Annotated in this window: 25 protein-coding genes and 3 pseudogenes; 18 read left to right on the forward strand and 10 right to left on the reverse strand. The window is 61.1% G+C overall.

The window, feature by feature from the left end; genetic code table 11:
- Window positions 1-16 precede the first annotated feature (16 nt).
- From HDG32_RS30990 to HDG32_RS31005, 4 genes are all read right to left on the reverse strand, one after another.
- The gene (locus HDG32_RS30990; protein ID WP_184073176.1) at window positions 17-1099 is read right to left on the reverse strand and encodes an SDR family oxidoreductase; all 1083 of its coding nucleotides are present in this window, start codon (window positions 1097-1099) and stop codon (window positions 17-19) included.
- Window positions 1100-1125: 26 nt separating this feature from the next.
- Complete coding sequence (locus HDG32_RS30995; RefSeq protein ID WP_260336656.1) at window positions 1126-1953, reverse strand: hypothetical protein; 828 nt, start codon at window positions 1951-1953, stop codon at window positions 1126-1128.
- Between the two features lie 86 nt (window positions 1954-2039).
- The gene (locus tag HDG32_RS31000) at window positions 2040-2369 is read right to left on the reverse strand and encodes an acyl carrier protein (RefSeq protein ID WP_184073180.1); all 330 of its coding nucleotides are present in this window, start codon (window positions 2367-2369) and stop codon (window positions 2040-2042) included.
- A gap of 17 nt (window positions 2370-2386) precedes the next feature.
- A complete protein-coding gene (locus HDG32_RS31005) occupies window positions 2387-3157 on the reverse strand; it encodes a Coq4 family protein (protein WP_184073182.1) in 771 nt (256 codons plus the stop codon).
- 592 nt (window positions 3158-3749) lie between these two features.
- Here HDG32_RS31005 and HDG32_RS31010 point away from each other — a divergent pair.
- The 6 genes from HDG32_RS31010 (at window position 3750) to HDG32_RS31030 (ending at window position 9247) form a co-directional block, all read left to right on the forward strand.
- The gene (locus HDG32_RS31010) at window positions 3750-4859 is read left to right on the forward strand and encodes a hypothetical protein (RefSeq protein ID WP_184073184.1); all 1110 of its coding nucleotides are present in this window, start codon (window positions 3750-3752) and stop codon (window positions 4857-4859) included.
- A 49-nt stretch (window positions 4860-4908) separates the two neighbouring features.
- Window positions 4909-6441, forward strand: a complete 1533-nt coding sequence (locus HDG32_RS31015) for a B12-binding domain-containing radical SAM protein (RefSeq protein WP_184073186.1) — start codon at window positions 4909-4911, stop codon at window positions 6439-6441.
- A 68-nt stretch (window positions 6442-6509) separates the two neighbouring features.
- On the forward strand, window positions 6510-7937 hold the full coding sequence (locus HDG32_RS31020; RefSeq protein WP_184073258.1) for a tryptophanase: 1428 nt from the start codon (window positions 6510-6512) through the stop codon (window positions 7935-7937).
- 9 nt (window positions 7938-7946) lie between these two features.
- Window positions 7947-8699, forward strand: a complete 753-nt coding sequence (locus tag HDG32_RS31025) for an AAA family ATPase (RefSeq protein WP_184073188.1) — start codon at window positions 7947-7949, stop codon at window positions 8697-8699.
- A 137-nt stretch (window positions 8700-8836) separates the two neighbouring features.
- The gene (locus HDG32_RS36795) at window positions 8837-9034 is read left to right on the forward strand and encodes a hypothetical protein (RefSeq protein ID WP_260336661.1); all 198 of its coding nucleotides are present in this window, start codon (window positions 8837-8839) and stop codon (window positions 9032-9034) included.
- Window positions 9035-9082: 48 nt separating this feature from the next.
- The gene (locus HDG32_RS31030; protein ID WP_184073190.1) at window positions 9083-9247 is read left to right on the forward strand and encodes a hypothetical protein; all 165 of its coding nucleotides are present in this window, start codon (window positions 9083-9085) and stop codon (window positions 9245-9247) included.
- A 47-nt stretch (window positions 9248-9294) separates the two neighbouring features.
- Here HDG32_RS31030 and HDG32_RS31035 read toward each other — a convergent pair whose 3' ends face one another.
- On the reverse strand, window positions 9295-9768 hold the full coding sequence (locus HDG32_RS31035) for an Lrp/AsnC family transcriptional regulator (protein WP_184073192.1): 474 nt from the start codon (window positions 9766-9768) through the stop codon (window positions 9295-9297).
- Between the two features lie 270 nt (window positions 9769-10038).
- Between HDG32_RS31035 and hppD the strand changes: the two genes are divergently transcribed.
- The 3 genes from hppD (at window position 10039) to HDG32_RS31050 (ending at window position 13840) form a co-directional block, all read left to right on the forward strand.
- Window positions 10039-11112, forward strand: a complete 1074-nt coding sequence (hppD, locus tag HDG32_RS31040) for a 4-hydroxyphenylpyruvate dioxygenase (protein WP_184073194.1) — start codon at window positions 10039-10041, stop codon at window positions 11110-11112.
- Between the two features lie 95 nt (window positions 11113-11207).
- Complete coding sequence (locus HDG32_RS31045) at window positions 11208-12590, forward strand: amino acid permease (protein WP_409340064.1); 1383 nt, start codon at window positions 11208-11210, stop codon at window positions 12588-12590.
- A 44-nt stretch (window positions 12591-12634) separates the two neighbouring features.
- A complete protein-coding gene (locus HDG32_RS31050; protein ID WP_184073196.1) occupies window positions 12635-13840 on the forward strand; it encodes an amino acid aminotransferase in 1206 nt (401 codons plus the stop codon).
- A gap of 142 nt (window positions 13841-13982) precedes the next feature.
- Here the strand turns inward: HDG32_RS31050 and HDG32_RS31055 are convergent, their stop codons facing one another.
- Entirely contained in the window at window positions 13983-15101 is a 1119-nt protein-coding gene (locus HDG32_RS31055) for a patatin-like phospholipase family protein (RefSeq protein ID WP_184073198.1), read from the reverse strand.
- A 259-nt stretch (window positions 15102-15360) separates the two neighbouring features.
- On the opposite strand from HDG32_RS31055, the gene HDG32_RS31060 reads away from it, so the two are divergent.
- The 3 genes and pseudogenes from HDG32_RS31060 to HDG32_RS31070 form a co-directional block, all read left to right on the forward strand.
- Complete coding sequence (locus HDG32_RS31060; RefSeq protein ID WP_184073200.1) at window positions 15361-17394, forward strand: ATP-binding protein; 2034 nt, start codon at window positions 15361-15363, stop codon at window positions 17392-17394.
- 151 nt (window positions 17395-17545) lie between these two features.
- The gene (locus tag HDG32_RS31065) at window positions 17546-18535 is read left to right on the forward strand and encodes a zinc-dependent alcohol dehydrogenase family protein (RefSeq protein WP_184073262.1); all 990 of its coding nucleotides are present in this window, start codon (window positions 17546-17548) and stop codon (window positions 18533-18535) included.
- 7 nt (window positions 18536-18542) lie between these two features.
- Window positions 18543-18773, forward strand: a pseudogene (locus HDG32_RS31070) (IS30 family transposase); the annotation flags it as partial.
- A gap of 7 nt (window positions 18774-18780) precedes the next feature.
- Here HDG32_RS31070 and HDG32_RS31075 read toward each other — a convergent pair.
- The 4 genes and pseudogenes from HDG32_RS31075 to HDG32_RS31090 all read right to left on the reverse strand — a co-directional run.
- A pseudogene (locus HDG32_RS31075) lies at window positions 18781-19662 on the reverse strand (Acg family FMN-binding oxidoreductase); the annotation flags it as partial.
- 142 nt (window positions 19663-19804) lie between these two features.
- Complete coding sequence (locus tag HDG32_RS31080; protein ID WP_184073202.1) at window positions 19805-20452, reverse strand: response regulator transcription factor; 648 nt, start codon at window positions 20450-20452, stop codon at window positions 19805-19807.
- Window positions 20449-20646, reverse strand: coding sequence for a hypothetical protein (locus HDG32_RS31085; protein ID WP_184073204.1), 198 nt, complete (start codon window positions 20644-20646; stop codon window positions 20449-20451). The genes HDG32_RS31080 and HDG32_RS31085 overlap by 4 nt, the downstream gene beginning before the upstream one ends.
- An 87-nt stretch (window positions 20647-20733) precedes the next feature.
- A pseudogene (locus HDG32_RS31090) lies at window positions 20734-21891 on the reverse strand (DUF4158 domain-containing protein); the annotation flags it as partial.
- A gap of 240 nt (window positions 21892-22131) precedes the next feature.
- On the opposite strand from HDG32_RS31090, the gene HDG32_RS31095 reads away from it, so the two are divergent.
- The 6 genes from HDG32_RS31095 to HDG32_RS31120 all read left to right on the forward strand — a co-directional run bounded on the left by HDG32_RS31095 (window position 22132) and on the right by HDG32_RS31120 (window position 26396).
- Window positions 22132-22866 (forward strand): cupin domain-containing protein, encoded by a 735-nt coding sequence (locus HDG32_RS31095; RefSeq protein WP_184073206.1) that lies wholly within the window; start codon window positions 22132-22134, stop codon window positions 22864-22866.
- Window positions 22866-23645 (forward strand): class I SAM-dependent methyltransferase, encoded by a 780-nt coding sequence (locus HDG32_RS31100; RefSeq protein WP_184073208.1) that lies wholly within the window; start codon window positions 22866-22868, stop codon window positions 23643-23645. Before HDG32_RS31095 ends, HDG32_RS31100 begins: the two co-directional genes overlap by 1 nt.
- A 73-nt stretch (window positions 23646-23718) precedes the next feature.
- Window positions 23719-24915 (forward strand): fatty acid desaturase, encoded by a 1197-nt coding sequence (locus HDG32_RS31105; protein ID WP_184073210.1) that lies wholly within the window; start codon window positions 23719-23721, stop codon window positions 24913-24915.
- Between the two features lie 32 nt (window positions 24916-24947).
- Window positions 24948-25382 carry a DUF2000 domain-containing protein gene (locus tag HDG32_RS31110; RefSeq protein WP_311540524.1) on the forward strand — a complete coding sequence of 145 codons (435 nt, stop codon included), beginning with the start codon at window positions 24948-24950 and terminating at the stop codon, window positions 25380-25382.
- Window positions 25383-25426: 44 nt separating this feature from the next.
- Window positions 25427-26086, forward strand: a complete 660-nt coding sequence (locus tag HDG32_RS31115; protein WP_260336658.1) for an AzlC family ABC transporter permease — start codon at window positions 25427-25429, stop codon at window positions 26084-26086.
- Window positions 26073-26396 carry an AzlD domain-containing protein gene (locus HDG32_RS31120; RefSeq protein ID WP_184073214.1) on the forward strand — a complete coding sequence of 108 codons (324 nt, stop codon included), beginning with the start codon at window positions 26073-26075 and terminating at the stop codon, window positions 26394-26396. The genes HDG32_RS31115 and HDG32_RS31120 overlap by 14 nt, the downstream gene beginning before the upstream one ends.
- Window positions 26397-26575 lie beyond the last annotated feature (179 nt).

Here is a 26575-nt window from a genome sequence, read left to right on the forward strand (position 1 = left end):
TTAGGCTCCCTGAGCGTCAAGCCGTGCGCGGCACGAAGTAGCCCGCCGCGATCCCGTAACGAAGGATCCTGCGCAGCAGCGTTTTGCCCGTCGCGCGAGGCAGGGCCGGCAGGATCGCGGCGGTCGCGTCGCGTGCAAAGCGCACCTGGCGCGTCAGGTACGACTCGTACAGTTTCACGACCTCGTCGTAGTAACGCCGCTCGAGCGGTTTCATCGCGGCGGCGTCGAAGACATGCCGCGGCACATAGCGAGGCACGTGAAACGAGGGAAACTCCGCGCAGACGTCATTGATTTCGCGCAGCGTCGTCGGCGTGCCCGAGGTCAGATGCAGCGTGCGTCCGCGCACGAGCGGAAACTTCGCCAGCGCTTCGACGACGCAGTCCGCGACCCAGTCGATCGGCACGATGTTCAGCGTCGCGCCGTAGTCGCCCGGCATCGTGCGCACGAGTCCCGCGGCCGTCAGGCGCACGACGGTGTACAGCGTGTCGAACTTGCGGATCACGCCGCTCGCCGAGTCGCCGACGATGATCGACGGGCGCAGCACCGCGGCCGGCAGACCGCTGCGCATCGCCGCTCGCACCGACTGTTCCGCGCGGTACTTGCTCTGCTCATACGGGTTGCCCAGACGCTGACCGAGCTCGAGATCGTCCTCGCTGAACACGCCGGGGCGCTCACCGCAGACATAGGCGGTGCTCACGTAGAGCAGCGGAATCGGCGCGTCGCCGCTACCTTGCGCGAACTCGACGATGCGCTCGGTGCCGCGAAAGTTGATCGCGTCGTAGACCTCGGGCTTGCGCCCGAAGCTGGTTAGCGCGGCACAGTGGACGATCGCGCCGGTTGCCGCGCGCAGTGCCTCGTAGGTGTGCGGATCGAGTCCAAGCCGGGGCTCGGCGACGTCGCCCCGCACACATGCGAAGGTTCCGGCAGCGGGTGTGTGGCCGCCGTACGGTGTTGCCGCGAGCGGTGTGCCGTCGTTGCGGACAACCGGTCCATCGGAGCGCAAGAATGCGACGACCGGGTACCCCATTGCCGTCAGCCGGGCGATCACTTCGGCGCCCAACAGACCTCGCGCACCGGTGACGAGAACGTGCTTATCCATCGTGGGTGACCATCCAGGGTTGCGTGTCATTTGAGGAGAAGCCCGGCCAGCAGTCCGAGCTCGACGGCGACGATGAAGCGGGTGCCAGCCCAGCGTGGCCGGCCCGGTCTGCTCGCGGGGCCCGGCCAGCTCGCGTTGAGCCAGACGAGCCACACGAGCGGCAGCGTTGCGGCATAGATCGAATACGTTTGCGACAGGCTTGCCAGGCGCGAGAGCGACACGTTGATGCCGAGCGCCAGAATCAGCAGGGCATTCAGCGCGACCCGAATGGCGCGCGCCGACAGGAGATAGGGCTGCAGTGCGTTGGTGCCGACCTTGCGCGAGAACTTCCAGAATTCGTAGCCGGTCCACATCGAACCCGCTACGCACACCACGACGTAGAAGCTCAGTTCGCGCCCAGCAACGTCGCGCCACAAGAAAAAGCCGTACATGAAGATGGCGAAGGGCGCGCCCTCGAAAACGGGTAGGCACGGCAGCGGGTGGGTCGGGAGCAGCCGCTTGAAGACGAACGGCGCAGCGAAGGCCAGTGCGGTGGCGGCAGCGGCGGCCGTCCTCGCGTGCCCCATGCTGGTGTTCAGCGCAACGAGCAGGATCGCGCTTGCCGCGAGGCTGGCGACGAGGCGTGTGCGTCGCGCCGCGCGTCGCGCCAACAGCGCGTGCCCGGCGGGACAGTCGCGTTCGAGGTCGTCGAGGTCGTCGATCAGGCGAAGCTGGACGAACAGCAAAAAAAACGACGCAAGACCGGCCAGCAAGCGCCAGCCCGGTTCAATGGCGACGCCGGCTATCCGTCCGTATAGCAGCAGCGAGCAGACGAACGCGCCGGCGATCGGCACCGCCTCGGCCGCCAGCGGCATGCGGCCGAGCGTGTGGCCGAACGCGGCTGCCGCAGTGGCAAGCCGGCCACGTCTCGCATGCGCGGTGGCCAGCGAAAGGCGCGGGCTCATGTGCGCATCCCCTCATTGGCGTCTATACGGACCGCCGCGTGCCGGATGCACAGGTCCACTAGCGAGCCGACCGTGAAATACGCTTCGGCGCGTTCTTCGTTCAACGCTTCCAGAGGCAGACGCTCGATGCCAAACGCCTGCTCGATTGCGACCACGGCTTCGACGAGCGACAGCGAGTCGAGGCCAAGATCGGCGATCAGCGAACTGTCGAGGTGAATCTCAGTGTTGAAGTCACGCTGATTCTCGCGGCAGACGCGCAGTAACTGCGTGCGTACGACTCCGAATACGGTGTTGCGCGTCGACGCGTTTTTCGATGTGCTGGCCATGCTGGGATCCTTTCCGTTCACGCGTTGCTCGACGCGGCGTAGCGCCACGGCAGTGTCTGGCCGCCGGCCAGGATGCCCTGTGGATGCGCGAGCGCGACAGGCTCGATCGCCAACTCCAGGCGGACGGCTTCTAGTGGCCGCTGCAACGCTTCTTCCCAGCGGTAGGAAAGGGGAATGCGCGCGCGCTTGCCACGCAGCCACGCGCGGCGCAGAAAACGATGGACCCAGAAGTTCGGCCACCACGGCGCAGTCAACGCGGTGCCGAGCAGACCGACGATGCGCGCGCGCATCGGTTCGAGCCCGCAGTCGAATGCGAGAAGCGAGGTCTCGCCGGCCCAGTCCTGGCCATAGCCCGTCAACACGTGCAGCAGGTCATGAATGCAGCCGGTGCGCTCGATGAACCACTGACGGTCCGGGCCGGGGAGGATTTCTTCGAGGCCCGCGGCAAGTCGGCTCGCCTGCAGCAGACCATCGGCGCTGTAGCCGCTGTGCTCCATCATCGCCATGTAAGCGCGGCCGAACGATCCCGGCGGCAAGCGCAGCAGCGTGTCGGAATCCGCGAGCGTGCCGAGCAGTGACGGCTGCCCGGCAAGCAGCGCGCCGGCGCCGGGCTCGCCGAGAAAACGCTGGTACATCGCCTCCATCTGGCCGCCGTCGAGCGCGATCATCACTTCGTAGGCATGCTGAATATCGTCTACGTTCGCCCTCAACGCCTTGATCGCCCGCAACGCGCGCGGCCAATCGATGTGGCGTCGCGCCAGCGCGTCGTCCTTCAAGGTTGCTGTCATCTGCGGCTCCCGGCAAAGATCAAGAGGGCGAGTCACGAGTGGCAATCGACCGGTGCCTCGCGATTCGGGTTCGGCTACGGCAAGAAGGAATCGAGGCAGGCCGGCCACCAACTGTGGATGCCTTTTGCAGGGTTCATGCCAGTCGTGCGTCGGCAGCACGAAGGTCGTCCTCATTCCCTGCAAGAACGGACCGAAGTGCCCAGATCTCAAAAGGCGGCGCGGGTATCGCGCCGATTGAAGCGGAGTCTGCGATTTGCCGACGCACGTTCGGAGCGAGCCCGTTGCAGCCCGCTGGATGTCGGTGCCGGGCCAACAGGTGAAGCGCATCTGTTGGTTGCAGATCGACTGCGGGACATTCGAGACCGGCCCGGTACGCATGCCGACGTCCAAACATCTAAACGTGCGCATGTATCGCGCTGCCCTTTGAAATCTGGCTGCCCGCTTGCGTCATTGCTTCTGACGAGGACTCACGTCGCGCTGCAAGAGCGTGCCTGGCACGAACCGTGCGCCAGGAGCGCGAACGATGAGTGGTGCGCATTGATGGTCGCGAAACGTATCGCTTGGGAATACTCACGAGGATGGAGGTAGAGCAATGAATCAGGCATGGAAGGCGAAAGCGGGGCAGTTCCTGCCGGGCGCGAATCTGACTGTGCTGCCGCACTGGGAGCGCGACGCGGTACCGAGCTACGATCGTGCCGAGGTCTCGGTGCCAGGGCGCCTTCACTTCGCGGTATTCGACTTTATGCAAATGGCGCCCGGCTTCGGCGGCGGCGGACTCGGCGTATCGACGAGCACGGTCGGACACCGGATCACCGTCACGAAGACGACCAACGGCGAGGGCGGCTGCGACGTGCCGAGCGGGCGGCACATGCTCGAGTTGTTCAAGCGAGCCGTCGGCTACGCACGTGACGACATCCGCGTCGATCGGGTGCGCAGCATCCAGCACCAGCACAGCGGCTTCGGCTCGAATGTCTCGTTCAATACCGCGACGCTCGCCGGCTTGAACGCGTTGTTCGGCTCACCGTTTTCGCCGCACGACATGTGGGAAATGATCACCCGCAACTACGTCGAGACCGCGAAGGATGACGAGCACGTGTATTTCGGACTGGAGACCGGCGTCGGCGAAGCGTGCCTGTTCTTCGGCGGTCTGGTCTGGGTCGACGAAAAGCACGGCAACGGCCGCTTCCTCGGCAACCTGAGTTCGGAAAACCTGTGGGTGACCACCGCCGTTGGCAACTACGACACGCTATCGACCGAAGCGCTGCGCGCCCATGGCGAAGGCGCGGACATGTCCGGTACCACCGAGGCGGGCTTCGTGCCGACGCATTTTGTCGAGTGGCAGAAGCGCTACGGCATCGCGTGGCGCAACTTCATCGAGCAGAAGTTGCGGCCGGCACTGCATCGCAACGACCTGTTCGCGTTTCTGAAGCACGGCTGGGAACTCAACAGCATGAGCAACATGAAGGTGCTCGAAGGCATTTTCCGGACCGACGTGATGCGCGAGTTCGACGAGACGATGCAACGCGAGGGCGCGGTGTACGCGGGGATGAGCAGCGCGGGTCCGGGCTTCTATGCATTCTCCGACTGCGAGGACAAGGCGAAGCACCTCGCGGCGGTGATGATGCATCGGTTCGGTGAATTCATGAGCGAGATGACGGTGGCCCGCGCGGGCCAGAAGATGTCCATCGACGTCGCCGTCTAGGCGCATTCCTGCGAGCCCTCGCGAACCTTTCCACCGAGACCGATCGAACATGGCCAAGCGCGTCACCTTCGTCAACACGAACCAGATCAAACCGGCGATTGCGCCGATTGCGTTCGACTACCTGTCGGCGCCGATGGAGCGAGCCGGGTTCGAGCTCGATTTGCTCGACCTGTGCTTCTCCGACGATTGCGAGGCGGCCATTGCCGCGCACTGCCGCACCGCCGCGCCGGATTACTGGGGGGTGACGCTGCGAAATACCGACGACGTCTATTTTTCCAGCGGCTACAGCTTTCTCGACAGAATCAGGGAGATCGTCGCGTTGCTTCGGCGCGCGCGCGCGGTTCCGGTCGTGATGGGCGGCGCGGGCTACTCGGTGATGCCGGAAAAGCTGCTTGCTTACCTCGACGCCGACTTCGGCATCGTCAGGGAAGGCGAATTCAGCTTTCCCGAGCTGCTGACCTGCCTCGAAGAAGGCAGGAGTTTCACGCACATACCCGGCGTGGTCTACCGCGATACGGCCGGGGTGCGCGCTACGCCGCTCGCCCCGAACGCATGCGGACCGCTGGCCAGCATAGGGCCTCACAAACGGGAGCTGGTCGACAACCCCCACTACTTCGCCAAAGGCGGCCAGATCGGCATCGAAACGAAGCGCGGTTGCAATCGCTCCTGCATCTATTGCGTCGAGCCGCTGATCAAAGGCCGCACGGTGCGCATGCGCGAACCCGATGATGTCGTCGCCGAGATGGCATCGCTCGAAGAACGCGGGGTCAACGTCTTTCACATCAACGACTCGGAATTCAATCTGAGCGTCGCGCATCCTCTTGCGCTGTGCGCGGCCATCATCCGGCACGGGCTCGCCGGCAAAATCCAGTGGTATGCGTACGGGATGCCGCGGCCGTTTCCCGATGAACTCGCGGCCGCGATGAAAGCAGCCGGTTGCGTCGGCATGAACTTCGGCGTCGACACCGCCAGCGAAACGATGCTGAAGATACTGCGCCGCACCTTTAGCGCCCACGACATCGAGCATGCGGTCAATACGGCGAAGCGCCACGGCCTCGAGCACATCATCGAGCTGCTGTTCGGCGCGCCCGGCGAGACGCAGGAAACCGCGCGCGAGACGATCGAGTTCATCAAGCGGGTCGATCCGGAGCGCGTTTCGGTGACGGTCGGGCTGAGGATTTTCCCCGGCACCGAGCTCGAGCAGATGATTCGCCGCGAAGGCCTGCACGTCGGAAATCCGAATCTTCACGGCCATATCGAAGGCAACGACCATCTGCTGCATCCGGTGTTCTATCTGCCGACCGCATTGGGCCCGGACCCGCAGCAATTCATTGCCGATCTCATCGGCAATGATCGGCGGTTCTTCGGGACCAACGCGAGTCTGTTCAACTACAACGCGAACGACGCGCTGGTCGAAGCGATCGCGCAAGGCGAACGGGGCGCGTATTGGTCGATCCTGAACCGGATCGAGAAACGCTTCGAAGCGGCCCACGACGCGCGCGGTTGTCACCGCACGTCCGCGGCCGGCGGCGATGCGGATCGGGCACCGATCGAGGTTGTGCCGATCGAGCAAAGTGCCTGATGCGGTGTGCGATGCCCGAAGCGGCCAGTCATCCAGTGGCCTGCGTGCTTTCAACCCAGGAGGAGTGCATGCTTTTAGAAAACAGCCAGCCTGAGCCGTACAGGATCAAGATGGTCGAGCCGATCAGGCTGATCGACCGCGAGCAACGGCAGGCGCGGCTTGTCGCCGCCGGGTACAACGTCTTTCGCCTCGAAGCAGACGACGTCTACATCGATCTGATGACGGACAGCGGCACCTCCGCGATGAGCGCGAACCAGTGGGCCGGCATCATGACCGGCGACGAATCATATGCCGGTTCCCGCAGTTTCACGAAGTTGACGCAGGCCGTGCGGGACATGCTCGGCTTCGAATACGTATTGCCAACCCATCAGGGCCGGCCGGCCGAGCACTTCCTGTTCCGGACCCTCGTGCGCCCAGGCCAGGTGGTGCCATTCAACGCGCCGTTCGATTCGACCGAGGCACACGTATCGATTGCCGGCGGGAGCGCGATACCGTGCGTCGCCGAAATCGGCTACCAACCCGCTGTCGAGCACCCGTTCAAGGGCGACGTGGATGTGCAGAAGCTGCGCAACGTGATCGAAAGCGAAGGGCGCGACAATATTCCGCTGATCATGGTCTCGCTGACGAACAACGCGGGCGGCGGTCAGCCGGTATCGATGGCGAACCTGCGCGCGGTGAGGGCGTTGGCCGATGAGTTTGCGATTCCGGTCTACTTCGATGCGGCGCGCTGCGCGGAGAATGCTTACTTCATCCAGCAGCGCGAGAGCGGCTATGCGAACCGGTCCGTGGCGGAAATTCTGAAGGAGCAGTTTTCCTATGCCGAGGGCTGCACGTTCAGCTGCAAGAAGGATGCGCTGGTCAACATCGGCGGCTTGCTCGCGACACGGTCGCGCGCGCTCTATGAGCAGGTCGTGCCGCTGCTCGTGCTGTACGAAGGTTTCGTCACCTACGGAGGGATGGCGGGCCGCGATCTCGAGGCGCTCGCGATCGGTCTGCGCGAGATGGTCGACGACGGATACCTGCAACACCGCGTAGGTCAGGTCGAACGGCTAGGGGACACACTGCTTGCCGGCGGCGTTCCGATACTGAGACCGACCGGTGGACACGCGGTGTACGTCGATGCGGCCGCCTTCCTGCCGCACCTGCCGCGCTCGCAGTTCCCGGCCGAGGCGCTGGCTGCCGAGCTTTATCTGGAGGGCGGCGTGCGCGCCGTCGGTCTGGGCTCGTTGGCGTTCCTGAAAGAAGATCCGTCGACGGGCACTGTCAGCGCCCCGAGGCTGGAGCTGCTGAGGCTGGCCATTCCTCGCCGCGTCTACACCGATAGCCACCTCGCGGCGGCTGCCGCCGCGTTGATCCGGGTCTACCAACGACGCGATGCGATCCGGGGAATGCGCATCGTCTCGGCACCGTCGATGCTCAAGCACTTCACCGCGGTCCTCGCGCCGATCGAGGCCTGTGACGAGATGCTCGGGGAGTCTCGGGAAGTTATGGTCTGAGGTGATTTCATGTCGAATGGTGTCTTCGAAACGCTCGAGCTCAAACCGCATGCTTATCCGGGGGTTCTGGTCACGTTGTGCGGTGTGGATGGGGCGGGGAAGTCGTCACTGATGGAAAGGCTCGAAAGCGCGTGCACGCGTGCGGGGCTCAACTGCGTGACGACGTTTACGCCGACCCGTCGGATTCGCAAAGACGCGGTGTTCCGGGATATGGTGGACAGCCACTGGCATACATCGAGCGCCGGTTCCGGACTCGACGTAAACCGACGGCGCGTCGACATGCTGGGCATTCTGCTGTCCATCATGGGAGACCTCGTCCAGCATCTGACCGACACGGTCATACCGGCACTGGAACGTGGCGACGTCGTTTTCTGCGACCGCTACGTGTTCACCTCTCAGGCTGAAATCGGCACGCGTTCCGATCCCGCTGAGACTGCGCCTGTGCTCCGCAGTATCGCTGGTCATTTGCTGCGTCCCGACGTCGCCTTTGGTCTGAACGTTTCCGGCGCGACTTCACACCGTCGCGTGCGGGCAAGGAACGACGAGAACGACCAGCCGCCGCCGATGAGCTTTCTGACGCGTCAGGTGGCGGCCTACCGCGCCGTGTTCGAGGTCAACGGCGTGGTCGCGCTGGATGCGGAGCGGAGTCTCGACGAGACGTTCTGTCAGGCACTCAGTCATCTCGTGGCTATCGACCGTGTTGCGGGGCGGTTGGGCTATCTCGGGGCGGAATGTCCTACACGAAGCGTGGCGGCATGCTGAGGCTTCGACCTGCCCCCCGGGAAGCCGGAATCGGGCATCGAGGTATGCGACAAAATGCGCGTCGACACGTTTTGATGAGCATCTATCCTTCGAGGAAGGACCATGATGCATGGAACATCAGAGCCAGGGAGACGACGATGCTTAGCCCACATGAGATCGCAACGCTCATGCTTCTCGAGACAAACCCCCGTCCAGAAAATATCGATCCCGGCGATCTCGACGCGTTGTGCGAGCGCCAACTTGTATTTCTGGAAAAGCTCGCATCTGGATACGCGCGAGGGCGTCTGACTGCGCAAGGACGCTCGGTATTGCGGTCGGTCGGGAGGGTGAACTAGTGCCTCGCTCTGCATCGCCTGGGAGCTGTGACCTTCAGGAGCAATCACATGCAATACCCAGTCGCGCGGCGGGCGGTGCAGACCATTGTTCGCGAACATCAACACGAGGCGTTCGGCGCCAATCGCGATCCGTTCGGCGGCAGCGAGATCGAAGGTGAAATGGACCGTTTGTTTTCGTTGATCGTCAGTACCGTTTCCGAGTCGATTCAATAAGAGTGGGCAGCACCGGAATGTGACGGGCGACGCTCGCGCTCAGCGGGCTAGGCCGCCAACGGGACAGCGCCCGTACATTTGATTTCATCGAGGCAAACGCTGGACTTGACTCCGCTCACGCCCGGAATGCGCATCAGCGTATCCAGCAGAAACTCCGACAGCGCTTTCAGGTCTTGCGCCACGACCTTGAGCATGTAATCGATATCACCCGTTACGACGAAGCATTCCTGAACCTGGGTGAGTTCCGAGATCATTCGCTTGAACTTCGACAGGTCGCGGACATGGCCTCGCTCCATCGTCACCTGGATGAAGGCCACTACGCCAAAGCCCAGCAACTGCGCGTCGAGCCGCGTCTCGTAGCGTTTGATCACACCCATTTCCTCGAGCCGGCGATGCCGCCTCAGCGTTTGCGCGGGCGACAGTTTGATCGCCTCCGCAAGTTCGAGATTGGAGATGCGCCCCTGGGACTGAAGAATCTCCAGTAAACGCACGTCGATACGGTCGATGTCGATTGTATGCACTTTTATTTCCTCGTTCACCAGTGAAATGAAATATTAATGCACAAAGCAGGGTTTGTCTGCGTCTGCAAGGAAATCCAATTGCGTCGATAAAAACTTACACTGAATCCAGATGTCGCTGCGAGGCCGCCGGCTAATGCGTTGAGAGAGTGGTCCGAGGACGCTGCCTGCGTGGCGATTGGAGAAATTTTCTTTCATTATTCCGACACCCAGCGCCACTCGGTGCCGGTTGCCCGCCGCAAATCATTCACCCTCTGCTGAACCTGAGAGATCATGGCCGACCTGTTTGACAATCCAATGCAACTGATGGGCTTCGAATTCGTTGAATTTGCCTCGCCCGTACCCAATGTCCTTGAACCGCTGTTCGAGCAGATGGGCTTCACACTGGTGGCTCGCCACCGTTCGAAGGACGTGCTGCTTTACCGCCAGGGCGAAATCAACTTCATCGTCAATCGCGAGCGCAACAGTGCGGCCGCTTACTTTGCCGCAGAGCATGGCCCGAGTGCGTGCGGCATGGCATTTCGCGTGAAGGATTCGCACAAGGCCTACGCCCGCGCGCTGTCGCTAGGGGCTCAGCCGATCGAAATCGCAACCGGTCCAATGGAGCTGAGATTGCCGGCAATCAAAGGCATTGGCGGCGCACCGCTTTATCTGATCGACCGCTTCGAGGACGGCAAGTCGATCTACGACATCGATTTCGAGTTCATCGAAGGTGTCGAGCGGCGGCCGGCCGGTCATGGCTTGCGCCTCGTCGACCACCTCACGCACAACGTCTATCGCGGCCGCATGACGTATTGGGCCAACTTCTACGAGACTCTGTTCAACTTCCGTGAGCTACGCTACTTCGACATCGAGGGCGAATACACGGGTCTCACGTCGAAGGCGATGACGGCGCCGGACGGCAAGATCCGCATTCCATTGAACGAGGAATCTGGCAAGGGGAGCGGGCAGATCGAGGAATTCCTGATGGCCTTCAATGGCGAGGGCATTCAACACATCGCGTTCCTGACCGACGATCTGATAACGGTTATCGACAATCTGCAGATGGCAGGCGTGCCGCTGATGACGGGACCCAACAGCTACTACTACGATGCGCTCGAGACGCGCTTGCCGGGCCACGGTCAAGCGGTGGGCGAATTGCAATCGCGCGGCATCCTCCTCGACGGAACGACGGCAGACGGGTCGCCGCGCCTGCTGCTGCAGATTTTTTCCAAGCCGCTGCTTGGCCCTGTCTTTTTCGAATTCATCCAGCGCAAGGGTGATGAAGGTTTCGGCGAAGGCAATTTCAAGGCGCTGTTCGAGTCGCTCGAACGCGATCAGATCGAGCGGGGCACGCTGAAGGTTTGACGCGCGGTACAACCCCGTTGATAGCTCTCGACCAGAGCAGGCGAAAAGCGAGGCGTGGCGTCCAGAACCAACCGCAGGACACAGGAGACAACATCGTGGCACACCAGCAACAGGGCACGCTACAGCGCGGCCTGAAGAATCGTCACATTCAGTTGATCGCGCTAGGAGGCGCAATCGGCACCGGCCTCTTTCTCGGCATCGCGCAGACCATCAAGACGGCAGGACCGTCCGTGTTGCTCGGGTACGCGATCGCGGGCATCGTCGCCTTCTTCATCATGCGGCAACTCGGCGAAATGGTCGTCGACGAGCCGGTGGCGGGATCCTTCAGCTACTTCGCAGGCAAATACTGCGGCCAATTCTCCGGCTTCGTGTCCGGCTGGAACTACTGGGTGCTGTACGTTCTCGTGTCAATGGCAGAACTGTCGGCCGTTGGCATCTACATGCAGTACTGGTGGCCCGGTCTGCCCACGTGGGTCTCCGCGCTCGCCTGCTTTTGCGTCATCAACGCGATCAACCTCACCAGCGTGAAGTCGTACGGCGAGCTCGAGTTCTGGTTCTCGATCGTCAAGGTCGCGGCGATCGTCGGCATGATCGGCTTCGGCGGCTACCTGTTGATTTCTGGCCACGCAGGCCCTGACGCGGGCGTGGCCAATCTCTGGCGCCACGGCGGCTTCTTTCCGAACGGCGTGTCGGGCCTCGTGATGGCGATGGCTGTCATCATGTTCTCGTTCGGTGGACTGGAACTCGTCGGCATTACGGCCGCCGAGGCGGAAGATCCTTCGCACACCATCCCGCGCGCGACCAACCAGGTGATCTACCGGATCCTGATTTTCTACGTCGGCGCACTCGGCGTGCTGCTGTCGCTGTATCCGTGGGAAAAAGTCGTTACGGGCGGTAGTCCGTTCGTGCTGATCTTTCACGCGATGAATAGTAACTTCGTCGCCAACGTGCTCAATGCGGTGGTGCTCACCGCCGCGCTGTCGGTCTACAACAGCGGCGTCTACTGCAACAGCCGCATGCTTTACGGCCTCGCAGGCCAGGGCAATGCGCCGCGCGCTCTGCTGAAGGTGAACGCCCGCGGGATTCCGCTCGTCGCGCTGGGTGTTTCCGCCGTGGCGACGGCCACCTGCGTGGTGATCAACTACCTGATGCCCGGCAAGGCATTTCAATTGCTGATGGGGCTCGTCGTCTCGGCGCTCATCATCAACTGGGCAATGATCAGCATCATTCATTTGCGCTTTCGCAGCGCGAAAGCGCGAGCCGGTGAGACGACCGTATTCCGCAGCCTGGGCTATCCGCTTACCAACTATCTGTGTCTGGTGTTCCTTGGCGGCATCCTGGTGGTGATGTGGCTGATACCGGATCTGCGCATGTCGGTCTACCTGATCCCCGTTTGGCTCGTTGCGCTGGGCGTCGGCTATCGCTTGCGCAATCGACGCGCGGGCGCCTCGGTACCGGTTGGCGTGCCGATGCGCTAGGCACCGCGCTTTTGCAATCTTTTGGCCTAATCCAGGGAACCAGCATGTTTGAACACATCGATGCCTATGCGGGCGACCCGATCCTCACCTTGAACGAGAACTTCGCGAAGGATTCGCGCGACCATAAGGTCAATCTGAGCATCGGCATCTATTACGACGATCAAGGCCGCTTACCGGTGATGCAAGCCGTACGCGAGGCCGAAGGACACCTGCTCGCCGAGCTCGGTCCAAAGCCGTACCTGCCGATGGCGGGCTTCGCCCACTACCGCGATGCCGTGCAATCGTTGCTGTTCGGCGACGACTCGCCGGCACGTACCGAGGGGCGCATCGCGACTGTGCAGACCTTGGGCGGCTCGGGCGCGCTCAAGGTCGGTGCGGATTTCATCAAGCGCTATTTTGCGGGCTCACGGGTATGGGTCAGCGATCCGACGTGGGAAAACCACCGTTTCATCTTCGAGCGCGCGGGATTCGAAGTCGACACGTACCCGTACTACGACGAATCGAGCGGCGGGCTCAAGTTCGAAGAGATGCTATCGGCCATCGACGCGCTGCCGGCGCGCAGCGTCGTCCTGTTGCATGCGTGCTGTCACAACCCGACGGGCGTCGATCTGAACGACGCGCAATGGGTGCAACTGATCGAGGTCATCAGGAAGCGGAACCTGCTGCCATTCATCGACATGGCGTACCAGGGCTTCGGCGCGGGCATCGACGCGGACGCATTTGCGATTCGTGAACTCGTGCGCCAGAACGTGCCGGCGTTGGTGGCCAATTCATTCTCGAAGAACTTCTCGCTGTATGGCGAGCGGTGCGGCGGACTGTCGGTGATTTGCGAGTCGCCGGATGTTGCCGGGCGCGTATTGGGTCAATTGACGAGCGCTGTGCGCGCGAACTACAGCAATCCGCCGACGCACGGCGCAAAGATCGTAGCGCGCGTGCTGACAACACCGGCAATGCGGCAATCATGGCAACGAGAGCTTGCATCGATGTGCCGGCGCATCGTGCGTATGCGTGCGGAGATCCATGAACGCCTGCGCGGCAAGGTGCCGGACACGATGCTCGCGCGCTACCTCGAGCAGCGCGGTATGTTCACGTACACCGGGTTGTCGGCAGACCAGGTCGACACGCTGCGCGAACGGCACGGCGTCTACTTGATCCGGTCCGGGCGCATGTGCGTCGCCGCGCTCAATGACAACAACGTTGCGACGGCTGCGGAGGCCATCGCGAGGGTCATCTCGCGGGCAGGCGATTGAGACTACTGCCGCAAGCCTGGAGCCGCGGCTGGACACGCGATCGGTCCGGCTAACGTGCGCGCGATGGCGGATCGGTTCCAGACCGACGTCGAAGCCGTCGCTAGCGCTCTCGATGCGGTGCGCGGCATGGAAATCGTCCTTTTCAGTTTCGTCGCGCGCTCGCGTTGCCGCTGTGCTTGAGCGTCGGATCGAGCAACGAACCCTTGACGTCGAGCGAAGACGCTTGCCCGAGTTTCGCGTAGTCGTTCTCGAGCCATACGTTCGCCACTTCGCGGCCACGCTCGAAGAGCGTTTTGAGCAATGACCAGGACGTGCTGCTCTTGGAAACAAAACCGAACTTCGCGAGAAAATCGTCGTCGCGAATCAGGTGAAACCTGACGGGCTTGAAGCGGCTTTTGCGCGCCGCTTCCTCGCCGACCGAGTCGAGCACACGGTTGACCGCTTCGATCGCGTTGATCTCCAGTACGACGGACGCGTTGAAACCGATTTCATTGAGCCGGTCGAGAATGCCGCGCGCGTCTTTAGGCGGCATGTCGTGGCGCACGAACGGATTCGCGAGAACGAGAATCAGGTCCTGGGCATGGGCGATCAACGGCGCCAAAGGCGGGTTGCCCAGATAGCCGCCATCCCAGTACGGTATGCCGCCCACGCTGATGGTGCGAAACTCGCTCGGCAGGCATGCGGAAGCGCGCAATATGTCAATGGAAATCTCGGGGCGGGTGAAAATTGCGCGTTGGTTGGTTCGTACGTCGGTTGCGCAAATGAACAGTTGCGGGCCATCGCGCGTGGTATTGAGCGCGGCGAGATCCTGTTCGGGGAGGGCGGAACGAATCAACGGCCCGAGCGGATCGCGGTAAAACGGATTGCCGTAAGGCGAAGCGACGAGTCCCACGGCCTCCAGCATGATGGCGGCGGGATTCCAGTCGATATTCCAGCCGCCGAATGGGCCGGGTTCGGAAAAGCCGAGGAGCGCGTTGCCCGCCAGCGCGCCGGCGCGCGATACCGCTTCCCAGAAGGCGCGCAGCATCTCGCGTGCTTTCGGTGCGCCGCTGGTTGCGAGACCCGCCGCGCACAGCGTCGCATTGATTCCGCCCGCGCTTGCGCCGCTGATTGCCGCGATATCGAGCGGGGTTGCCTGCGACGAAGCCTCCAGCAGACGGTCGAGCACACCCCACGTGAAGGCGCCGTGCGAACCGCCGCCTTGCAGGGCAAACGCGACCTTGGGGCCGTTCTGTCGCGTCGAGTTCCGGGGTTCCTCCATCGCCATCGCTCCTTCGCGTCTTCATCGCCTTCCCGGCAATCTTACGCGCACGCGAGGATACTTGCGTCGGAAACGTCGAGCTTTCAATGGTTCGTCCTGTCCCGCATGCCATGGCGGCTCGCCCCGGATACTGCGATACTATTTATAGTCGCGCGCTGCGTAACGTACTAAAACGATCCATGACAAAGAGGTTGACTGACACAAGCCGGTGTGCCGGGACGGCATCGCGGGCTCACAGCTTGCGTCCGGGGGTACCTGGATGAATCGGGATCTCGATCTGGATTCCCGAGGCGCGATCACGCTAAACGGGCTGGCGCGCAGGCTGGGGCGTACCCGTGAGCAACTGATGCATCGCTGGATCGCCGAGACCTCGGAGCAGGGAGCGCACACCGATGCGGACAGCGGGCAGGGACTCATGGGCTGTTTCGCCTATATGCTGGCCGAAGTATGCGCTGCCCTGCTGGTCGCCGAGCGCGACGCGTCACTATCCGCGCATGTGGCTGTCGCGCATCCCGGCAGGTTCTGGCCAGAGGGCTGGCGGGTCACGGATCTGTTTCGCAACATCGATCTGATGCAGCGCTTTCTGAAAGACGAGATCCGCGCGTATTTCGGTCCGGTTGCGGCTTCCATCGACGTTCACATACGGGCACACGACATCGTCGAGCGCACGTTTCGCGCGATGATCGAAAACGCCATCGAGGCGCAAATGCAACGTCAGGCCGCCGAGGTGGCGGCGGCGCAGGACAGCCTGCACACGGCGCTGACTGCGCTGAAGCTCACGGAGGAGCGGCTGCGTGTCGCGACGAGCGCGGCCGGCATCGGCATCTTCGAGTGGTGTGGCGCCTCGCGACAAGGCGTGTGGGAAAACCGCCAGATGTACGAAATCACCGGGCAGCCCGAGGAGAGGGGGCCGTTGACGGAAACCGAGTTCATGACGTCGGTCGTTCATCCCGACGATGTCGAACTGCTGAAATGCCATTTTCAGTCCCGGCTGGTCTCCGGCGAGCCGGTGCATGTCGCGTTCCGGCTGCACCGCGTAACCGACCGCGCGCTCAGGACCGTAGAAATGTTCGGGTATCTGCGTCCGCCCGTTCAGCAGGACGATTACACGTTCATTGGCAGCTTGTGCGACGTGACGGAGCGGACCGACGCAGAGGCGAAGTTGCAGGACGCCGATCGCCGCAAGGACATCTTTCTGGCCACGCTCGCGCACGAGCTGCGCAACCCGTTGGCGCCCGTGCGCAACGCCGCGCATCTGCTGGGCCACGGCGCGGGAGCCGATCCCGCCAAACGTGAGTGGCTGCGCAAGGTGATCGAACGCCAGACCGGCCACCTGTCGCATCTGATCGACGACCTGCTCGATGTATCGAGGATCACCACCGGCAAGATCGAGTTGAAGCGCGAGGTCTTCGATATCAGGCTGGCACTCGACCACGCTCTCGAGATCACGATGCCGGCTGCGTTGCAGCGGCATCACGACATCGTGCGTCTGCCGCTCGCGCACCCAGTGTACGTCCACGGTGACCCGGCGCGGATCACCCAGACATTTTCCAATCTGCTGGATAACGCGATCAAATACACCGACGAGGGTGGCCGGATCGTCGTATGCGCGACGCTCGTCGGTCAGGAGGTATCCGTTACCGTGTCGGACACGGGCACGGGTATTTCGGGCGACGCACTGCCTCACGTGTTCGATCTGTTCGTACAGGGTTCCTGCCACGGCGAGCCGTCCAGGGGCGGTCTTGGGATCGGGCTCTCGGTGTGCAAGACGCTGACCGAGATGCACGGCGGGACCATTGTCGCCAGGAGCGAAGGCAAGAACAGAGGCAGTGAGTTCGAAATACGTCTACCCGTTTGCCAGGGCAGCAACCAGCAGGCGAAGGACGGTGCCGAAGCAGGTCGACCGCCGTCCGATCCGTTGCGTGTTCTGATCGTCGACGATAACAGCGATGCGGCGCTGTCGCTCGCAATGATTCTCGACGCGCACGATGTGCGCACCGCACACAGCGGGGAAGAAGCGCTTCAGATCGCCGCTGCCTTCGAGCCGCAGATCGTTTTCCTTGATCTTGGTCTGCCGGGAATCAGTGGCTATGAGGTTGCGCGTCGGCTGAGGGATCGTCAGGCGGCCGGCAAGCGCCTTGAAATCGTCGCCGTGTCGGGCTACGGACAGCCCGAGGACGTGGCTCGCTCAGCGGGAGCGGGGTGTGATAGTCATCTCGTCAAACCCGTCGATATCGAAGAACTGCTTGCGATCATCAGGCGAATGACCAGCGAAAATCCGTCCACCGCGTAGTTTTCGATCGACCCTCTTTGTGCGAGGCGGCGTTCTGGGGCGACGACGAAAAGCACTGTTCGGATTTCCCCGCTTATCAGTCGAATTCCCTCGCGGGAACGGCGTGGTAATTTTCGCAGTGCTCTACCATCAATCCATCCAGGAGGTAGTGATGTCGCGGACTGTCAGGTTTGCCGAGGCCGGTGGGCCGGAAGTGCTTCGATTCGTCGACGAATCGGTCCGCGGCCCCGGCCGCGGTGAAGTTCGCATCAACGTGAAAGCGATCGGTCTCAATCGCGCGGAATCGATGTGGCGCACCGACCAGTACATCGAGCCCGTCCGCTTTCCGGCCGGGCTCGGGTACGAGGCGGCCGGCATTGTCGACGTGGTGGGCGAGGGCGTCGGCGGTTTCGCGCCCGGAGACGAGGTCAATGTGATCCCGTCGTTCTCGATGAATCAGTACTTCACCTACGGCGAAGTCGTCATCGTGCCGGACCATGCAGTCGTCAGGCACCCGAAATCTCTTTCCTTCGCCGAGGCCGCGTCGGTGTGGATGATGTTCGTCACCGCATATGGCGCGCTGATCGAAGATGCGAAGGTGGGCGCCGGCGACTATGTCGTCATACCGGCCGCTTCGAGCAGCGTTGGACTGGCAGCGATCCAGCTAGCGAATTACGCGGGGGCGACGTCGATCGCGGTCACGCGCCATGCTGGCAAGCGGCAGCAGTTGCTCGACGCGGGTGCCGCACACGTGGTCGTGACGGACGAGTCGGACCTTGTCGAAGCGATCATGCGGATCACGGATGGAAAGGGGGCTCGCGTCGCTTTCGATCCGGTCGGCGGCCCGAACTTCGCGAAACTGGTCTCGGCGCTGTCCTTCCAGGGGATCGCGTATCTGTACGGCGCGCTAGACGAACGTGCCACGACGCTGCCCGTGCTGCCGATGATCGCCAAAATGAATTCCGTGAAGGCGCACAACATCTGGCTGACGAGTGGCGACCCAACGCGCCGAAAGGCTGCGGTGGAGTTCGTGCTCAAGGGGCTCGAAAGCGGTTCGCTGAAGCCGGTCATCGATCGCACCTTTGGGTTAGACGAGATCGTCGACGCGCACCGCTACCTCGAAACCAACGGGCAGTTCGGAAAGATCGTGGTAACGGTGTAGCCCGCGAACCGACATTTCCGTGTATTTCTGCGATCCGAAACACCCTTGGCAACGCGGCTCGAATGAAAATACCAACGGCCTGTTAAGACAGTACTTTCCGAAAGGCATCGACCTGTCGGTCTACTCACAGGCCAAACTCAACGCCGTGGCACGAAGGCTGAACGAGCGACCACGAAAGACCCTGGATTACGAAACACCGGCTGAACGATTCCATCGAACTATTGCATCGACCGGTTGAATCCGCCGTAGGAAGCGGTCAGTCCCGCGGATGCCGCGACCAGCAGCATCCGCTCGAGCGCCTGTCCCGCCGCGAGCCATGCCTCGGGGTCGTCGCGCATCGTGGCGATGCCGACCATCAGCGGCGAGCCTTGCACGAGGTGCTGATGCGTAGCGGGCTGTCCCGCGCCCACATCGAATACGCGGACGGCCAGGCTGACGAGCGGCGCCGCGAAGTCGAGCAATGCTCCGACGGCGGTACCGTAAGCCGGCATGCCATCGTCGCGCCGGCGCGGGTGGATCCAGCTGGCGAGCTCGCGCCGGAAGCGTGGGTCCGCGAACTGCGCGTGATCGGCGTCGGCGATCAGTTGCGCAAGCGCCTCGCGCGCGGTCGTTTGCTCCACGCAACAGGCAATCGCACCCTCGTCGTCGCAGGCGTCGCTGAGCTTGCGTTGCAGTGCCGCCGGAACGGCTTCGTCGACGAACGGCGCACGCGTCGTCACGCGCGCCGTCAGCGCGTCGAAGAGTTCGCGCAGGTGGGGATCGCGAGGCCCGTCGCGCGACACGCGCACGAGCGCCACGATGTCGGGGTCGGCTTCCGATGGAAACAGGGTGATCGCATAAGCGAGACCGAGACGGCACAGCGCCACGCGAAGATTGAGCAACGCCGCGCCGCAGCTCATCAGAAGTTCGCGATCGAAAGGATCGACCACGGGAAGCGCGCGCATGCGGTCGGCGCAGATCTGTACGGTCTCGCCGTCGACGATGAACCGCCACGGTTGCGTGTTGTGATTCGACGGCGCGAGCACCGCATAATGCAGCGCAAAGCGCAGCTGGTGTTCCAGTGGCGTGGAGGCGTGGAAGTGCGGTTCGCCGATTTCCCACGCGTCATGTTGGGCGGCATCGTTCATCTCGAAGTCTCCTTTCGGATCGTTCCCGCGAGCACGCGGTTCGTGTCGTCATCGTGTCGCCGGGTACCGTGGCAGGTTTGTGGCAGGTCGACGTTTCAGATGTCTCGCGTACGCTTTGCGCGGGTCTCGCAGCGGAGAAGCGCTACAGGTCGTGTTCGTCGTCGAACAGCTTATGGCGGATCGCATAGCGAACCAGCCCGTTCTCGTTCGGCATCTGCATTTTTTCGAGGATGCGCGTCTTGTGCGTGCTGATCGTCTTCACGCTGACGCATAGTTCGTTGGCGATCTCGGTGATGCTCTCGCCTTCGACCAGGCGCCGGAACACGTCGAATTCGCGATCGGACAGCCGCTGGTGCGGCAGCGCGTCGGCAGGCTCGTTCAGGTTCTGGGCAAAGCGTTCGGCCATCGCGAGGCTTACATAAACGCCCCCTGACGCGACCTTCGTCACCGCGCCGACCAGTTCCGCGCTCGCGCTTTCCTTGGTCAGATAGCCGGACGCGCCCGCCTTGAACGCTCGCACCGCGTATTGCTGCTCGGCGTGCATCGTTAGCACCAGAATCCGCAGGCCGGGTTTTTCCTCCTTGATCTGCTTGATCAGTTCAATGCCATTGCGCCCCGGCATCGACAGGTCGAGCACGAGCACGTGGGCCTGCGTCGCGCGAATCAGCCCGATCGTCGTCGCGCTGTCGCAAGCTTCGCCGGCCACTTCGAAGCCGCTCGCCTGCTGCAGGATATGGCGCAGTCCGTCGCGCACGAGCGTGTGGTCGTCGGCCAGCAACACCTTGATCATGGGGTGATCTCTCCCGGTTGCATCCATTGCCAGGGAAACCTGACCGCAATCGCGAAATCGGCGCTTTGCGCTGTATCGATCCGCATGGAGTCGCCGAGCATCGGCGCGTGTTCGCGCACGCCGATCAATCCGAACGGCATTTCGTGACCGCTGGCTCCAACCGTCTCGCGATCGGCGTCTCGTTCGCGATCCATTATCCGCTATCCGTGGCGGGCAGTCGGGCCGTGTTTGTGTGAGATGTCACTTCGGCCGTGTTTCGCCTTCGCATGGCGGCGACCTGGGTCGCTGCCCTCCACGTAGAGGTCGCCGGAATTCCCGCATGATCTGGCCGAATACGCCCAGCTCGAAGAACCGGCGGTGCAGCATCCGGCTGTCCCGGCCGTGTGGGAGCACCGCACGCTCCCATTTTCCGGAAGCCAGTTCAGCGGCAGATTCGCGAGGTCGTTGTCGGTCAGCAGCAGGTATTCGCGGTGCGCGTTGCGGAAACCTTGCAGCCACGCGAGCGCGACCAGCACCGCGCGGTCCTGCGAGCTCGATTGCAGCGGCAGCACGTCCAGGCACTGGAACAGCAGCGAGCGCTGGGTGCGGTACGGCACGAGCATGAAAGGCAGATCGAACTGCCCGGCATAAGCGATGTGCTCGTTGCATTGCGCGAGCGCTTCGGCCGGGTCGCCGAGCGACTCGCGGATTTTCGGTAACCGCTTAGGCTCCGGTACGCCCCCATCCTGGAGAATCTGCAGGACGTCCCGGAACTGCCCGACCAGCCCCTCCAGCATACCGGCGTGTTCAAGCTGGTATTTTTGCAGTCGGACCTTTGCGTAGGACTCCAGCTTGCGCACCACCTTGATGAAGATCTCGGCGACGTCATCAAGCGCCTTCTGCAACTGCGCCTGGGTGAACAGTACCGCAAGCGCATGACGCTTCGCGGTCTTGAGCGAACGCAGTTCCGCGACGTCTAGGGCCCGCGCTTCGGTGACCAGTTGGGCTCGTTTGCTAACAGACAGGATCGAGGGTGGCGCCGGCAAGCTTTCCGCCAGTGTCCTGATCCCGTTGATATGTTTGAGGAAGCTGGCGATCGCCCGCGCGGCGGGTCGCTTCGGCTCCTGTTTCAGATCGTCCCAACCGGACTTGCCGGCCTTGACGACGAGAAGCGCGTCGATGCGTTCGACGAGTGCTGAGTCGAGGGCGCCGGTGATGGCCCCATAGATCGCCTCGTTGTGATCGTTGCGCGCCTGCGTGGCGATGCGCTGCAGCGTTGCCAGTGGCGGCAGCTCGTACCGGCGCCGGACCAGTTCCTCGATCAGCACGTTGATGATATCGGGCAGTTCGATCTTTGTCCGGGCTTCCGCCGACGCCAGTTCAGCAAGCGACGTAGCCTCACTCGCATCGAACGCCCGGATGTCAAGCCAGCCGCGCAGCAGTTTCTGGTGACGAATTTTACGCCGATCAATGACAAAGATACAGCTTGCGCCAGACCAGAGGTCCGCTGGACATGCCGTGAACTTCAAAATTTGTCAAATTTCGGCCAGATTCAACGTAGAACCGTAAGAAATCCGCGCATGTTTACCCACACGGGTATCTCTTTACAACCTATCTGATTGATAGGTGTATCTTGAAAATAAATTAAGGTGAAGTAACGGACTTCTAAAACTGATGAATCGAAGAGTGGAGAAACAATTATGGCTGTTGATATGCATACGCCGTGTAACGAAAAGATGTCGGTGTTTTCGATGAATGAGGCTGTCGCGCTCGACTATCGCCAGACGGATTGCCCAACCAAAGTTCTTATTTCGCCGGGAGATACGCAGGGGCTCGATGCAGATTCCACACATTTCATCGTTGTGCAATCCGGTGAAGTGGATGTCTCACACGACGGAAGCGTCTATCGGTTACGGAGCGGGCAATTTGGTTGCTTTCCTGGCGCATTGTCGTTGAGAGGCAACGCCAAAGCCTTAGTTACCACGAGCCTCGGTTACAAGGGCGTAACTCTGATGGGCGGACCGATCGAGGACGTCGGTCGACTGCGCTATATCGATGGCTGTACGAGTAGCTTACTAATTTCACCACCTACTCGCGGCGAACCTTGCCTGAATTTTCTGCATTTGCCACTTCAGACTTCGCAAACGTTGCACACTCATCCGACCATACGGGTCGGGCTGATTCTTTCCGGTGACGGTCATTGCGACACACATCAGGGACTGCTGGAGTTTCGCGCTGGCACGGCTTTCGTGATTCCGCCTGGCGTTGCGCATAGCTTCCAAAGTGGAGAAGAAAACATGCGTATTGTCATATACCACCCAGATTCAGACTCGGGTCCGACGCACACTGACCATACAATGCTCAACCGGACATTCGTCGATGGTAAGACAGCAAAAGCGATGGCCGACATTCATACCCGTATCGAGGCGCAGTAATGAGCACGAAAGTCTTTGAACGCGGTACATCGCAACGCCAAAAGTGGAGTACCACGCTCTATGAGAGCAACGCCCGATTTGTTGGTGATCTTGCCGCGCGGGCAGTTGAATTACTGGACCCTAGACCAGGTGAGCGTATCCTCGACATAGGCTGTGGCGATGGTTACCTGACTGAAAAGATTGCCGCGACGGGCGCTATGATGAGCGGTGTTGACTACAGCCCCGAACTGGTAGCAGCGGCGCAGGCGCGTGGTCTCGATGTTCGCGTCGGTAATGCGGAAGAACTCGATTATTTTCAAGAATTCGATGGCGCCTTCAGCAATGCGGCGATGCATTGGATGCGGTGCGCCGATGCTGTAGTTCGAGGGGTAGGAAGGGCTCTGAAGCCGGGCGGGCGATTTGTTGGTGAATTCGCCGGCGCGAGAAACGCGTATTACATCAGGCAGGCCGTTCATGAGGCACTGACGCGTCGCGGCTTCGACGCCAAAGAAATCGACCCATGGTATCTACCGGAGGCAGGCGAGTATCGGGAGGTGCTGGAAGGCGAGGGACTCATTGTCTCGCACATTGAGCTATTCGATCGGCCAGTAGTGATTGACTATCCGGTCAGTGACTGGATTAGAACATTCGGCAGTCCATACCTCACTGTATTAGACGAAAACGAGTGCGAACCGCTACTCGCTGAGGTGACTCGACAGTTGGCAGCGCGTCTGCTCGGCAAAGATGGGCGCTGGACAATCGATTACACGCGTCTGCGTTTTCGGGCAGAGAAACCTTGAGCCAATTCAGCCTCTTCGCATGCGATGGGGCTGAAGCCTGATAACCTCCTATATCCGATCTGGGGTGGATAGCATGTTTGAAAGTGGCGCCAGAGAGTCAATGCGTGTGCTTCCGCGCATCCTACAACCTGTCCTGACGTGGGTAACGGGTAAGCCGCTCGAGGTTAACGAGGCGCGTCTTATTCTTCCGAACGCTCTGGATGTTCTTATAACCTTTGCTTCTACGGTTGCTATTGTCAGTTCCCTTGTCTGGCTTGCAGGAAAAGAGACCATCGTCGCACTGCCGCTCATTCTCGTGTCATGGCTTGTTTTAGTTGGGCTTCTTAGAAAAATGCAGGTCACCCATCTGCATCACGCGATCCACAATCGACTCTTTGCAAGCCCGCGCCTTAACAAGCTATATGCGTGCGTTTTACCATCATTAATATTCGTGCAAAATGGTTTCGAGTACCGCAAGGAACATCTCGAACATCACAACGCTGACATTTTTACGACAGAGCGTGATTCCGATGCCGCCTTTCTGGCGAAACTCGGGTTCATCCCCGGTCGCGAAATAGGTGAACTATGGATGAACCTTTGGATGACGGTCGCGAGTCCGGTGTTCCACATTGTGTTTGCGCGTGCACGCCTGGAGTCGGTGTTTTTACGCAACAAGCCCGGTGAAACGCTTCTCGCGTTGGGTGTAGCGATCGGCCATATTGCATTTATCGTGATTGCAGGCTGGAAGGTCTACGTCATTGCTGTTTTTTTTCCAATGTTCGTTCTCTACCACATCAGTGCCCTGTTGCAGTTTCTCACTGAACACGCGTGGAATGTCGCCGGGGGAGCGGTGGACAACTGGAACGAGTACAAAAGCCGGTGCTGGGGGCGCTTTTGTGGCGAGCCATTCCCTTCCCGTCAAGGAAAAAGCGGTTCCGACAGCGTCTTTACTCGTGTCTTTCGCGTGTGTCTATGGGCAACAAAAATGTTTGTCCTACATCTCCCGGTTCGCGCGGCTTGCATGGTGGCAGATCTTCCCGCACACGACTGGCATCATCTGGCTCACATGGCGGGACAGAATTCACGTGACTGGACGCGTAGTCTGTATCTGCGACAGTTGGCGATAAGCGATGGGGACAAGCCGGGCTTCGCACAACGGGAACTTTGGGGCATGTACAGTATGATTGAACATCAGTTTTTGTGGCTGCAAAGCATTAGATGTACTTACTCTGTCGCGAATGCGAACGAGTGCGCACACACAGAGGAATCGGTCCTTAGTTCAGGAGAGTAAAAATAAAGTACCTCAATAATTCCAGCAAGACGGTGCTCGTCGTCAACGCCGAGTTCTCAGTCACAACCATTCTCAACGCGGTTGCGCACACAGTGCTAGGCATGGTTACCACCAATGCTTCTTCGACATGGAACCCTTTGCCTTACCGAAGTCCAGGGTTTGGTGTAACCAGCAACATCAGCGAATACCCCGTGATCGTGCTCCGTTCGAAACGCTCAAGCCAGCTGGAAAAGCTCGTGCAGCAACTTGCAGAAGCGAGAATCGTGCATAACGTCTTTATCGACTCGATGCTTGGCGCAAGTGCAGCCGATCAGCAGGCGGCGACGTTCTCTGCTTCGCCGGGTGAGAACCGCATTGTGTGTGTCGGCCTGTTTGGTCAAGAAGATGCGATTCGGCCGGCGATCAAGTCATTTTCGCTTTACAAGACGTCGGATGCACTTTCATATAACGGGCATGAGACATCATGACCAGTAGGCGAACAGTGATCCTTGGGCTAACGACGCCGGTAGGGATGGGCTACATTCCCACCGGTTTTGCATTTGGTGTGCTTGCCTGTCAGGCGGGGCTTTCACCGATGCTCGTGATAGCCATGAGTATATTCATCTTTGCCGGCGCGCTGCAATTTGCCGCTGTTCCGTTGCTCACCTCGGCGAGCGACTTGGGCACGGTCGCATTGAGCACACTGCTGATCAACCTAAGACACATCCTCTATGCGGTTCCACTGCTTGACTACTTTCCCAAGGCGCGCGTTTGCCGTGCCTACGTTGTAGCCGTGCTTACTGATGAGAATTATTCTGTCCTGACGACCATTCCGGAAGAGGCACGCCGTGATCTCTCGACCGCGGTAAGCTTGGTTAACCACAGCTATTGGGTCGGTGGCACAGTGCTAGGCGTGTTGCTTGGCACGCATGTATCGCACTGGATACCCAACTTGGATTTTGCGTTACCGGCATTGTTTACGATTCTGGCGGTGGAGCAGTATATGGCCCGGCGTCGCTGGGTGCCGGCTGTCGTCGGCATCGGCGCTTACTTCGTCGCCAAGGTAATGCTGCCGAACTACGCCTTGATCGTCTCATTGGGGATTGCTTTAGCCATCCTGCTAACGCGATCGGTGGCACTTCCGTCGGCATTTGATGGAACAGTTGCGCGAGGGAGTGATGGGAACAATTGACAACTGGCTAGCCGTAGGGGTGATGAGTGCGCTGACAATCTTGCTGCGAGCGCTTCCCCTGTTGATGCATCGCTCCGTCCTTCGCAGTCCATGGATGACGACGCTTAATCTTGAACTTCCCATGTGCGTGATGGTTATTCTTGTCACGCATTCCGTCGTCGCGGGTAGTTCTGCCGCGCCAATCGTTGACCAGGTCGTCGCGCTAGTCGCGGTGGCATTGAGCTACATCCGTTGGCGTAACGCGCTCGTCAGCGTAGGAATAGGACTAGGCCTGCTGGCTATCCTCACGCACTATGTCTATCTGGGATAGCTTCAGAATTCAGAATATAAAGCACGCGTGCGACGTGAAGTCGCGCCAGTTATCGTCTCGGCCCGCAAGGGATAGTGAGACTCGCTGTTCCCTCAGCGATAGCCTACCGGGGCGAGCGTGGCTGGTAACGGCCGGGTTCGGAGCCCTCGGGACAATGAAGTCCTTCGCATGAGAAGAGC

It is taken from the genome of Paraburkholderia sp. CI2, assembly GCF_014201055.1.
In the GTDB taxonomy this organism is placed as follows: domain Bacteria; phylum Pseudomonadota; class Gammaproteobacteria; order Burkholderiales; family Burkholderiaceae; genus Paraburkholderia; species Paraburkholderia tuberum.

What these genes read in the sequence shown, in the direction of transcription:
- HDG32_RS31085 (WP_184073204.1), bottom strand. Translation starts at nt 20,646, where the DNA reads ATGGATCGCGAACGAGACGCCGATCGCGAGACGGTTGGAGCCAGCGGT.
- HDG32_RS31015 (WP_184073186.1), top strand. Translation starts at nt 4,909, where the DNA reads ATGGCCAAGCGCGTCACCTTCGTCAACACGAACCAGATCAAACCGGCG.
- HDG32_RS31055 (WP_184073198.1), bottom strand. Translation starts at nt 15,101, where the DNA reads ATGGAGGAACCCCGGAACTCGACGCGACAGAACGGCCCCAAGGTCGCG.
- HDG32_RS31120 (WP_184073214.1), top strand. Translation starts at nt 26,073, where the DNA reads ATGGGAACAATTGACAACTGGCTAGCCGTAGGGGTGATGAGTGCGCTG.
- HDG32_RS31010 (WP_184073184.1), top strand. Translation starts at nt 3,750, where the DNA reads ATGAATCAGGCATGGAAGGCGAAAGCGGGGCAGTTCCTGCCGGGCGCG.
- HDG32_RS31065 (WP_184073262.1), top strand. Translation starts at nt 17,546, where the DNA reads ATGTCGCGGACTGTCAGGTTTGCCGAGGCCGGTGGGCCGGAAGTGCTT.
- HDG32_RS30990 (WP_184073176.1), bottom strand. Translation starts at nt 1,099, where the DNA reads ATGGATAAGCACGTTCTCGTCACCGGTGCGCGAGGTCTGTTGGGCGCC.
- HDG32_RS31005 (WP_184073182.1), bottom strand. Translation starts at nt 3,157, where the DNA reads ATGACAGCAACCTTGAAGGACGACGCGCTGGCGCGACGCCACATCGAT.
- HDG32_RS31030 (WP_184073190.1), top strand. Translation starts at nt 9,083, where the DNA reads ATGCAATACCCAGTCGCGCGGCGGGCGGTGCAGACCATTGTTCGCGAA.
- HDG32_RS31105 (WP_184073210.1), top strand. Translation starts at nt 23,719, where the DNA reads ATGTTTGAAAGTGGCGCCAGAGAGTCAATGCGTGTGCTTCCGCGCATC.
- HDG32_RS36795 (WP_260336661.1), top strand. Translation starts at nt 8,837, where the DNA reads ATGCTTAGCCCACATGAGATCGCAACGCTCATGCTTCTCGAGACAAAC.
- HDG32_RS31050 (WP_184073196.1), top strand. Translation starts at nt 12,635, where the DNA reads ATGTTTGAACACATCGATGCCTATGCGGGCGACCCGATCCTCACCTTG.
- HDG32_RS31080 (WP_184073202.1), bottom strand. Translation starts at nt 20,452, where the DNA reads ATGATCAAGGTGTTGCTGGCCGACGACCACACGCTCGTGCGCGACGGA.
- HDG32_RS31095 (WP_184073206.1), top strand. Translation starts at nt 22,132, where the DNA reads ATGGCTGTTGATATGCATACGCCGTGTAACGAAAAGATGTCGGTGTTT.
- HDG32_RS30995 (WP_260336656.1), bottom strand. Translation starts at nt 1,953, where the DNA reads ATGCCGCTGGCGGCCGAGGCGGTGCCGATCGCCGGCGCGTTCGTCTGC.
- HDG32_RS31020 (WP_184073258.1), top strand. Translation starts at nt 6,510, where the DNA reads ATGCTTTTAGAAAACAGCCAGCCTGAGCCGTACAGGATCAAGATGGTC.
- HDG32_RS31115 (WP_260336658.1), top strand. Translation starts at nt 25,427, where the DNA reads ATGGGCTACATTCCCACCGGTTTTGCATTTGGTGTGCTTGCCTGTCAG.
- hppD (WP_184073194.1), top strand. Translation starts at nt 10,039, where the DNA reads ATGGCCGACCTGTTTGACAATCCAATGCAACTGATGGGCTTCGAATTC.
- HDG32_RS31100 (WP_184073208.1), top strand. Translation starts at nt 22,866, where the DNA reads ATGAGCACGAAAGTCTTTGAACGCGGTACATCGCAACGCCAAAAGTGG.
- HDG32_RS31000 (WP_184073180.1), bottom strand. Translation starts at nt 2,369, where the DNA reads ATGGCCAGCACATCGAAAAACGCGTCGACGCGCAACACCGTATTCGGA.
- HDG32_RS31060 (WP_184073200.1), top strand. Translation starts at nt 15,361, where the DNA reads ATGAATCGGGATCTCGATCTGGATTCCCGAGGCGCGATCACGCTAAAC.
- HDG32_RS31025 (WP_184073188.1), top strand. Translation starts at nt 7,947, where the DNA reads ATGTCGAATGGTGTCTTCGAAACGCTCGAGCTCAAACCGCATGCTTAT.